General features: G+C 56.3%; 8 protein-coding genes. 4 read left to right on the forward strand and 4 right to left on the reverse strand.

All coding sequences use genetic code 11. The features are described 5' to 3' along the window. Window positions 1-10: 10 nt before the first annotated feature. The 4 genes from ACMGGN_RS15090 (at window position 11) to ACMGGN_RS15105 (ending at window position 5,603) form a co-directional block, all read left to right on the forward strand. Entirely contained in the window at window positions 11-1,750 is a 1,740-nt protein-coding gene (locus ACMGGN_RS15090) for a hypothetical protein (protein WP_147405241.1), read from the forward strand. Then, a complete protein-coding gene (locus ACMGGN_RS15095) occupies window positions 1,747-2,994 on the forward strand; it encodes a glycosyltransferase family 4 protein (protein ID WP_237860984.1) in 1,248 nt (415 codons plus the stop codon). Before ACMGGN_RS15090 ends, ACMGGN_RS15095 begins: the two co-directional genes overlap by 4 nt. Then, complete coding sequence (locus ACMGGN_RS15100; protein WP_237860982.1) at window positions 2,991-4,217, forward strand: glycosyltransferase family 4 protein; 1,227 nt, start codon at window positions 2,991-2,993, stop codon at window positions 4,215-4,217. Before ACMGGN_RS15095 ends, ACMGGN_RS15100 begins: the two co-directional genes overlap by 4 nt. Window positions 4,218-4,346: 129 nt before the next feature. Beyond that, on the forward strand, window positions 4,347-5,603 hold the full coding sequence (locus ACMGGN_RS15105) for an acyltransferase family protein (RefSeq protein WP_237860980.1): 1,257 nt from the start codon (window positions 4,347-4,349) through the stop codon (window positions 5,601-5,603). A gap of 56 nt (window positions 5,604-5,659) precedes the next feature. Here the strand turns inward: ACMGGN_RS15105 and rfbA are convergent, their stop codons facing one another. From rfbA to ACMGGN_RS15125, 4 genes are all read right to left on the reverse strand, one after another. Beyond that, window positions 5,660-6,541 carry a glucose-1-phosphate thymidylyltransferase RfbA gene (gene rfbA / locus ACMGGN_RS15110; protein WP_119688461.1) on the reverse strand — a complete coding sequence of 294 codons (882 nt, stop codon included), beginning with the start codon at window positions 6,539-6,541 and terminating at the stop codon, window positions 5,660-5,662. A 4-nt stretch (window positions 6,542-6,545) separates the two neighbouring features. After that, a complete protein-coding gene (rfbD, locus tag ACMGGN_RS15115; protein ID WP_119688460.1) occupies window positions 6,546-7,442 on the reverse strand; it encodes a dTDP-4-dehydrorhamnose reductase in 897 nt (298 codons plus the stop codon). After that, window positions 7,439-8,509, reverse strand: coding sequence for a dTDP-glucose 4,6-dehydratase (gene rfbB / locus ACMGGN_RS15120; RefSeq protein ID WP_414156074.1), 1,071 nt, complete (start codon window positions 8,507-8,509; stop codon window positions 7,439-7,441). Before rfbB ends, rfbD begins: the two co-directional genes overlap by 4 nt. Before the next feature lie 113 nt (window positions 8,510-8,622). Next, window positions 8,623-10,620, reverse strand: a complete 1,998-nt coding sequence (locus ACMGGN_RS15125; protein ID WP_119688458.1) for a polysaccharide biosynthesis protein — start codon at window positions 10,618-10,620, stop codon at window positions 8,623-8,625. Window positions 10,621-10,628 lie beyond the last annotated feature (8 nt).

A 10,628-nucleotide genomic window follows, 5' to 3' on the forward strand; every position in this document is an offset into this window, starting at 1 on the left:
TCATCCGCCGATGAAACTTCAACATCACATCAGAGCGACGCTTGGCTGGTGCCTGTCTTTGGGCATCAAGCTGCTGCGGGTTGTGCCTGTCGCGACACTTACCGTTCAGGTAACAACCCTGGCGAGTCAGATATTCCTGTTGCTCGCCTTTTTCCTGCCGCTTAAAGTCATCATTTTATTAGGGTCGGAAAAGATACCGAATTACTTCCCGAGTGCTTTGCAGGCATTGAAGAAGAACCATTTGATCGTCTCGCTCAGTTCGGCCGCAGCTGTATGTTATGTGCTGTACCTGCTGAGTGAGTTGCTGATTGCCTACTGCAGCCGTCGAGGTGCACGCACCCTATTGCAGCGCAGTGCCAAGCTCAACCTTTTCGAAAATCAGGAAAAAACCGCGACGCAAGCCTACACCCGCTTTACCCGAGCCATGGCGGCCGCATTATTCGTCAGCATCAGCGCTATGGTCTTGCTGATTATCTACCCCAGCTTGCTGATTATTGTCTCTGCCTACACCCTGCTGGCTACACTGGTCTGCATCGCGCTCTACAATGTCAGCCTGAGGGCCCAGGCACAGTTTCAACAAAACCACGGCAACATTCTCAATGCCTTGTCGGCGACGGGTTTTCTACTGAGTTTCTTCTGCCTGGTGGCGGACTTCCTGTACTTCCCCCACCAACGAATTTTCCACATGGTGATTGCTGTATTGGTCATGCGTCAGGCGTTGCAACGTCTGACCGGCATGGTGCAGGACATCGTCGGCCTGCGCATGCAGCATCGCCAAATCAACGCAATGTTTTTCCACTCAAAGCCACTGCTGGAACAACCTCAAAACAATCATCAACTCGAGTGCCTGCTCAGCCCCGAGAGCCGAGAAACCTGGGCCCTTGCTCTCATGGAGCAGGCAGGCATCGATGCGAGCCATGGGCTGCAGGTTCACTGGCATCAACTCGATGCCGTGGACGTCTATGCATTCCGAATCGAGTTGAAAGGCGCAGAGGGCCCAGACGAGTACTTGGCCAAGTTGTTTGGTAACAACATTGCAACCTTGGCCGAGCAAGAGCGCCTGGTGCTTGAACACCAACCGCAACTGCCTTCACCGGAGTGGCTCGGCCACCATCATCTGCAGGGTATCGCTTGCCATCTGTACCGCCTGGATGGCCATAAAAAGCTAATACGTCGCCAGATCGGCGACGGCGTGGTTGCCATCAATCGGCAGTTGTTGCATTGCGAACCTGCAGCCGACCTGCTGCTGCGCTTCAGCCGCACCCGCCCTTTCCTCGAACAGCGACTGCAATCTTCGGCTATTGAACCGCTGCGCTATGCCTGCTCCAGCCCAGAGGACGCAGATAAAGTCGAACGGCTGCTGGCTTTACTACCGGCGATCATCCAGACATTGGGTGCGCTACCACGGCAAATCGTATCGTTGGACATTACAAACGAGGCACTCCTGATTTCGTCCTCGCAGGTATTTCATCTGAGCCACTGGAGCAGTTGGCGCATCGAAGCGGTGGGCTGCAACTGGCCCGTCGGTGAACGGCAGCGGTTGCGTGAAGCGGTGGAGTCGGCCCGAGGCATTCGTCACAGCATGGCCAGCGTAGCGACCAACGATGTGTTGCTGGCGGCCTTAATGTACAGCTTCGAACGCTTCCTGCTGCGCAAGGACTATCCCGCAGCATTGAAGATGCTCAATGACATTCTCGATGCAGCCGATATCGATCAACCTCCAGAAAGTAGGCGGGAATCCGTTCAATGAAAAAAATCGCCATGATCGTCTGGAACGAGTTTCTCAATGATGCACGTGTGCTCAAGGAAGCCCAGACCCTGCAAAACGCAGGCTATCAGGTTCGAGTCTTTGCCTTGCACACCCCTGGCATGACTCGGCAGCAGGAACGCCTGCCAGCGGGCATAGAAGTCTTCCGTGTGGCGCGCAGCCCCCTCTGGAAATGGCGCAAAGGGAAAGCTGCGGTTTTCAGCGCTACCAAGCCCAACAACGCCCAAGGCCCGATTGGCAAGCTCAGCCTCAAGCACCAGTTGTTGCGCCTGGCCGCACGCGCATGGACTCACAGCGCCTTGCTTTGGCACATGGTTCGCTACCGCCCCAACGTTGTCCATTCACACGATGTGAACACGCTCCCTACTGCCTGGCTGGCTGCCCGACTTGGCTGTGCTCGCCTGGTATATGACGCGCATGAAATCAGTACCAGTCGCGAAGGTTATGACAGCTTCCGGCGCCTAGTAGGCATGGTCGAGAAAAAACTGATGCCCAAAGCCGACGGCAGCATCACCACCACAGATGCAAGGGCGAAATATTTTGCCCGCGCCTACGGCGTCGCACGCCCGATAGTACTGCAAAATCGCCCGCGGCTGACGCGTTGCCAAGCCTCCAACCGAATCCGCGAGGAACTCGGGCTTACAGCGCCCTGGCCGATCATTGTATACCAGGGGGGCCTGCAACAAGGCCGTGGACTGGAGAAGCTCGTGCGCACTGCAGCAGACGTACCTGACGCCTACTTCGTCTTAATCGGCGGTGGGCGGCTTACTCAGGGCTTGATCCAGCTCACGGAACAGTTGGGGCTGCAGGAGCGGGTGCACTTCATTCCCACTGTCGCCCTTGCGGAGTTACCGACTTATACGGCCTCGGCGGACATCGGTGTTCAGCCGATCGAAAACACCTGCCTGAACCACTACACCACCGACTCCAACAAGTTGTTTGAATACCTGATTGCCGGATTGCCGGTGGTGGCCAGCGACTTCCCGGAGATACGCCGCATCGTGCGTGGCCAGGATGTCGGCCTTCTGGTACCAGCCAACGATGCTACCAACCTAGCCCTAGCCCTAAACAAACTGGTTGCCGATCCTGAGCTGCGCGCATTTTATGCAGGTAACGCACGCATCACTGCAGGCACACTGAACTGGGAAGAACAGGAATCACGCCTGGTGGATCTTTACCGCCAGATATTATCTTCGGCGCCTTCCACTGGGCAGGCCAGGCCATGACTACACGGGTTCTCCTGCTGAGTTTCTACTACCCGCCGGACCTTTCCGCCGGATCGTTCCGCGCCGAGGCGATGGTAAAGGCCTTACGTGCTGAACTGGGACAGCATGTGGATATTGAGGTCGTCACGACTAAGCCCAACCGCTACCACTCATTCACCGCCAATGCGATCAGTGTTGAGCGCTCCCCACTGCTAACGGTACGGCGAGTGGACGTACCCGTCCACCGCAGTGGCATAAGGGATCAGTCGCGAGCCTTTCTATGCTTCGCCATCAATGCCCTCAGACTGACACGAAAAAAACAGTACGACCTGATCTTCGCCACATCCTCAAGATTGATGACAGCATCCCTTGGTGCACTCATCGCGCAACGCAATGGTAGCGGGCTCTATCTGGACATACGTGACATTTTCGTCGACACATTGCGTGATCTGCTGCCATCACGCTGGGGGCGACTGGCGGCCTGGTTATTCTCTCCTATCGAACGCTGGACCATCGGCCGGGCGGCGCGGGTCAACTTGATATCGCCGGGCTTTTTGCCTTACTTTAACACTCGCTACCCAGGACGACGTTTCACGCTCTACACAAATGGCGTCGATGACCTTTTCCTCGAGCCAGCGCCGCTCATTGAACTACGCGCCGATGTGAAATACGCATCACGCCTGCAAGTAGTGTATGCAGGCAATATCGGTATGGGCCAAGGCCTGCATCTTATTCTTCCAGAGCTCGCCAAGCGCTTGGCTGACAAGGTAGAGTTTCACGTGATCGGTGGCGGTGGTGCACTGGACAGCCTGAAGACAGCGCTTGAACGTGCTCAGGTCGACAATGTAAGGCTATCCGCGCCAATGAAAAGGGACCAGTTGCTTCGAATTTATCAGGATGCCGATGTCCTGTTTCTGCATTTGAACAACCTAAGAGCCTTCCGCAGAGTACTGCCGTCGAAATTGTTCGAGTACGCGGCCACTGACAAGCCGATCTGGGGTGGTTTGTCCGGATATGCAAGCCGATTTGCAAAGAAGCGGATCAAAAATTCCGCACTATTTTGCCCTTGCGACGTCAATGGCGCCATCGAAGCGTTCCATCGATTGAAACTACAGAAGACCTCTCGCCTTGAGTTTGTCGAACAGTTCTCGCGGCGCACTATCAAGAAAGAGATGGCCAAGGACGTTCTGCAGATATCGCCTAAATACATAGCCCGACTTGCTAGCAGCAAATTTCGTCAGTGAAGGGTAGTTATACCTGGGGTACTTATCTACAAATACAGTGACCGGCACTTCGATCACGCTGCCCTACGCTCCCACATTTCAAATCTCAGACAGCTCAATCGGCCAATATACAAAGGATCGAAATAACAAATGACCAACGGGCTCCAGAGGGCAAGTCTATCAAAGCTGGATGGCATTCGCGGGCTTGCTGCCATCATCGTGGTGTTCTCCCATGTTTTGTTCTGGTATTACCCAGCGATGCATTTGGGACAGCGAACGGCAGGCCGCCCACTCGACGGAATCGAGTGGTTCGAAAGCCCATTCTCATTTTTCTATCGCGGTGGTTTTTCCGTTTCCATGTTCTTCATCCTCAGCGGGCTTGTGCTGACATACAGTATCTCCAAACATGGAGACGTTCTGGATGCTATTCGCAACGCGGCGATCAAACGCTACATTCGGTTGGGTATTCCTGTAGCCGCCTCCGTACTCCTCGGCTGCGCGCTCATGAAGTTGGGCCTCTACGAAGCCACAGAGGTCTCACCAGCACCTGTGCTGTCGACCCCTTACCTGTTCAATGCGAGCTGGGCAACCGCTTTTCGTGATGCGATCTACGGTGCATTGGCACTTGGCGACAGTCGATACAACTATGTACTGTGGACAATTCAAATTGAGCTCATTGGCTCTTTTGCAATCTTTGCGGCTTTTGCACTGTTTGGTACCAACAAGGCGATTTACCGGGCGTTTTGCGTATGCACCTTTCTGGTGCTCTCCGCGTCGCCAAACAAGATCGCGATGTACACATCCCTATTTTTCGTCGGTTCCATGCTGATCACGTTTCGTTTTGAGCAAGCTCGCAATAACATTGTAAAAACCCTCATAAGCCTGAGTGGGCTTGTGTTGGGTCTTTATCTTGCGGGGTTCCATCCTGCAAGCGGCTCCTACGTGTCAATCAATAGCGCCACGCGGGCTTTGTCTGCCTACACCGGCTATCAACCTTATTGGATGCTGATCGTACCGGCTGCGGGGGGGCTGATCATTCTCCTGAGCGTCCTTAACTCACAGAAAATCTTCTCAGTATTAGACAGCACGCCTATGAAGTGGCTCGGAAAGCTTTCATTCTCCGTCTATCTACTGCACACCTTCGCCCTTGTCATCATGGGGCAATTATTTACCAAGCACATAGGCATGGGCGTGATATCAATGTTCCTGACATTAGCCTCAACTCTGTTCATTACATTGATTGCTTCATACTTGTTTTATCTCAAAGTGGACAACATGGCCATCAGACTGGCGAACCGTTTCTCTGCAGTTTTGCTAGGTCGCCAGGGAGTCGATAAAGCCTGCCAGCCTGCCATGGAAAAGTTCACTTTGCAGGCACCCCGCGCGGACACAAGACCAAGCCAATAGCCATCGACCAATGCCCGCCTTTCCAACACGCCATACTGGTAAGACGGGCGTCAAGTTCAATAAATCTTATCTTGCAGCAATCGCTTGAGATATTGACCATAGCCATTCTTGGCAAGTGGCGCTGCCAGCCTCTCCAATTGCTGCGCCTCAATCCAACCCTGACGGAACGAAACCTCTTCCGGGCAGGCTACTTTCAGGCCTTGGCGGCGCTCGATAGTGGCGATGTAACCACTGGCCTCCAGCAGCGAGTCGTGAGTACCAGTGTCCAGCCACGCATAACCGCGCCCCATGATTTCCACCGACAATCGGCCCTGCTCAAGATAGACACGATTGAGATCGGTGATCTCCAACTCACCACGCGCCGAGGGCTTGATGCCCTTGGCGATCTCGACCACGTCCTTGTCATAGAAGTACAGGCCGGTCACGGCATAGCTGGATTTCGGCTTGGCCGGCTTCTCTTCAAGGCTGATGGCCTTACCCTGAGCATCGAATTCCACAACGCCATAGCGCTCTGGGTCGTGCACGTGATAGGCAAAGACGCTGGCACCTTCGCCACGTCCCATCGCGCTAAGCAGCAAGTTCTGGAAGTCGTGGCCGTAATAGATATTGTCGCCCAGCACCAACGCCGACAAGTCGTTGCCGATGAATTCTTCACCGATCAGGAATGCTTGGGCCAGACCATCAGGGGAGGCCTGCACCGCATACGTAATATTGATGCCCCATTGATGACCATCGCCCAACAATTGCTCGAACCGCGGCGTATCCTGAGGCGTGGATATGATCAATATGTCCCGAATGCCAGCCAGCATCAGCGTGGTCAGCGGGTAGTAAATCATCGGCTTGTCATACACCGGCAGCAATTGCTTGGAAATCGCCAGCGTCGCTGGATGCAGGCGGGTACCGGAGCCGCCTGCGAGAATGATGCCTTTACGTTTCATATTGTTATTTCCCCTGGATTTCCATCAGCATTCGGGCGACACCTTGTCGCCAATCGGGCAATTTCAATGCGAATGCCTGCTGCAATTTATTTGTATCAAGACGCGAGTTGGCTGGCCGTTTGGCCGGCGTGGGATAGGCATCTGTACCGATAGCCCGGACCTGATCACTCGAAACCTTCAGCTGCACGCCAAGACCTGCCGCCTGCTCCAGCACAAAACGGGCATAACCGCACCACGTGGTCTCGCCTCCTGCCGCCAGATGGTACAGGCCATTGAGCTGTGGGTTGCGGCGAGCGGCGAGGATAGTGTGGGCGGTTACGTCGGCGATCAGTTCAGCGCCGGTTGGTGCACCGTACTGATCATCGATGACGCCGAGGGTTTCCCGCTCCGACGCCAAGCGCAGCATGGTGCGGGCGAAATTGTTGCCACGTGCAGCGTAAACCCAGCAGGTGCGGAAGATCAGATGGGCACAACCGGTAGCCTGAATCGCCTGCTCGCCTGCCAGCTTGCTTTCGCCATAGGTATTCAGCGGGCCGACCGCGTCGTCCTCGCGCCAAGGCTGAACGCCCTGCCCAGGGAAGACATAGTCGGTTGAATAATGCACCAGCAATGCACCACTCTCCTTGGCCGCTTGAGCCAGTACGCCCACCGACTCGGCATTGACCTTGAAGGCTTGCTCGCGCTCGGACTCGGCCTTGTCCACGGCAGTGTAGGCGGCGGCGTTCACGATCACATCCGGCGCAAAGGCTAGAACGGTGGCTGCCAGGCCTTGCAGATTCGCCAGGTCACCACAGTAATCCTGGCTTCTGGAACTGAGCGCTAGCAACTGCCCCAGCGGGGCAAGGCTGCGCTGCAGCTCCCAGCCCACCTGGCCATCTTTGCCCAGAAGGAGAATCTTCATACCGAACGACCGGCGTAGTTTTTCTCGACCCAGTCGCGGTAGTTGCCGGACTGCACGTTCTCTACCCACTCCGCGTTCGCCAGATACCACTCTACAGTCTTGCGGATGCCGGTCTCAAAGGTTTCGGCAGGCTTCCAACCCAGCTCGCGCTCAAGCTTGCGTGCATCGATGGCATAGCGTCGGTCATGCCCTGGGCGGTCGGTGACGTAGGTGATCTGCTCGGCGTACGCCTTACCGTCGTTACGTGGGCGCAGCTCGTCCAGCAGCGCGCAGACGCGGTTGACGATCTCCAGGTTCGGCTTTTCGTTCCAGCCGCCGACGTTGTACACCTCCCCCAGCTGCCCAGCTTCGAGCACTCGGCGGATGGCACTGCAGTGGTCCTTGACGTACAGCCAGTCGCGGATCTGCTGACCATCGCCATAAACCGGCAACGCCTTTCCGGCCAGGGCGTTGACGATCATCAACGGGATCAGCTTCTCAGGAAAGTGGAACGGCCCGTAGTTGTTAGAGCAGTTCGTGGTCAGCACGGGGAGGCCGTAAGTGTGGTGGTAGGAGCGCACCAGATGGTCACTGGCTGCCTTGCTCGCCGAGTAAGGACTGTTCGGCTGGTACTGGTGGGTCTCGGTGAACGCCGGCTCATCTGCGGCCAGCGAACCATAGACCTCGTCAGTGGACACGTGCAGGAAGCGAAACGCCTGACGCGCTTGGGAGCTCAGGCCGCCCCAGTATGCACGCACGGATTCGAGCAGGCGGAAGGTGCCGACGATGTTGGTTTCGATGAAATCTTCGGGGCCGTGAATCGAACGATCGACGTGAGACTCTGCGGCGAAGTTGACGATGGCGCGTGGCTGGTGCTCTTGGAGCAGGCGCGCCACCAATTCGGAGTCACCGATGTCGCCGTGCACGAAGACATGGCGCTGGTCGCCTTGCAGGCTGCTTAGAGTCTGCAGATTGCCTGCGTAGGTGAGCTTGTCGAGGTTCACCACGGTTTCGCTGGAGCCGGCAAGCCAATCCAGAACGAAGTTTGCACCGATAAAACCAGCACCACCTGTTACCAAAATAGTCATTTTTCAGTTCTTCCCATGGCACACATTCAAACCCGGCGAGGTTTGAAGTTCATATCACATGCACCGCCTGGCGAGAGACGGCGCTTCCTTAAATATTGATAATCGAGCAGCCCTCAGGGCTCGTGGCGACGACGCTGGTACAACCAGTCGACGATCTCTCCACCTGGCGTATACCCACTCACGGTATCGCGCAACAACTGACGGACAGTCTTGAAATCATCGGCGGCAATCGCCGCTAGCAGCGCATCGAGACGCTGCTTCAGCACGTCCCATGGCAGATAGTCCTCATTGGCACTCATGATCATCGGATGCCGGGTAGCCATAACATTTTCGCCAATCAAGAGCTCTTCATAGAGTTTTTCACCTGGCCGCAGGCCGGTGAACTCGATGGCGATGTCCCCGTGTGGGTTGCGCTCGGAGCGGATGCTGAAACCAGAAAGATGAATCATCTTTTCTGCCAGCTCGACAATCTTGACCGGTTCGCCCATGTCCAGCACGAACACATCCCCGCCCTGCCCCATCGAGCCCGCCTGGATAACCAGCAAGGCGGCCTCGGGAATGGTCATGAAGTAGCGGGTGATCTTCGGGTGCGTCACAGTCAGTGGACCACCAGCCTTGATCTGCGCATGGAACAATGGGATCACCGACCCGGAGGAACCCAGGACATTACCGAAACGCACCATAGTGAAGCGGGTCTTGTTGACCTGCGAAACGTTGCCTGAGTCGCCCATCAACACTGGTGCTAGTTCGCGGCTCAAGGCCTGAAGGACCATCTCGGCAAGGCGCTTGGTACTGCCCATGACGTTGGTCGGGCGCACCGCCTTGTCGGTGGAAATCAGCACGAAGTTCGCGACACCGGCCTGCAGGGCCGCTTGGGCGGTATGCAAGGTGCCGATGACATTGTTCAACACGCCCTCGGCGATATTGTGCTCGACCATCGGCACATGCTTGTAGGCGGCGGCGTGGTAAACAGTGTCCACCTGCCATGCGCGCATGATGTCGAGCATCTTCGCCTGGTCGCGAACCGAACCTAAAATCGGCAGCAACTGCACCGCCAGCCCTTCGCGGACGATACGTTGCTCGAGCTCCCTGGCAATACTATAGAGGTTGAACTCGCTGTGCTCGAACAGCAGCAAGGTCCGAGGCGCCTGCCCCAGGATCTGCCGGCACAGTTCCGAGCCGATTGAGCCGCCGGCACCAGTCACCATCACCGTCTGCTCGACAATGCAGCGTTCCAGCAGGTCATTTTGGGCAGGCACCGCATCGCGGCCGAGCAGGTCGGCGATATCCACCTCTTGGATGTCGTCCACCTTGACCCGGCCGCTGGCCAGGTCCATGAATCCAGGCACGCTTCGCACGTGCAGCGGATAACCTTCGAGCAAATTGAGTATCTCGCGCCGACGGCTTCTGCTTACAGAGGGCAAGGCTAGGAGAATTTCCTGCGCGCCTGTAGCGTCGATCATCTGTTGCAGCTGCTCGGGTGGATACACCTGCAGTCCCGCAATCACCCGGTCAGAGATGCTGACGTCGTCATCTATGAACGCCACCGGGCGCATGGCCTTACCCATGCGCAGTGCGGCAACGAGCTGGTTACCCGCCGAGCCGGCGCCATAGATGGCTACGCGAGGCAAACCATCATCACGGTTGGCAAATGGAACATGCTGCACTGCAGTAGCGAACCAATCGCCCAAGAAGTACTGGCGCATGGCCAGGCGCAGCCCCCCGACCAGAATTAGGCTTAGCCACCAATAGTTGAAGGTGATAGAGCGCGGCACCACATTCTGATGATTGCTTGCCCAGTAGATGATGAACCCGAGAATCAATGCCGACAGGGTGACAGCCTTGATGATCGCAATCAGCGCATCATTGCCGAAATAGCGCATCACGGCACGATACATGCCGAACCGGATGAACAGGGGAATTGCCACCACCGGAGCGCAGGCGAATAGCCAGGTGTGATCGAGCACCGGGTTCGCCAGATCATCGATTCCCAGGCGCACGACAAATGCCAACCACAGCGCAAACCAGACCAGAACGACGTCCGTAGTAACCTGAATCAGTCGCTTATGGCGACGAGGCAATCCCAGCAATCTTGTGCGCAGCTTATCCATAACACCTC

Source organism: Pseudomonas sp. BNK-30 (genome assembly GCF_047456185.1).
Lineage (GTDB): Bacteria > Pseudomonadota > Gammaproteobacteria > Pseudomonadales > Pseudomonadaceae > Aquipseudomonas > Aquipseudomonas putida_E.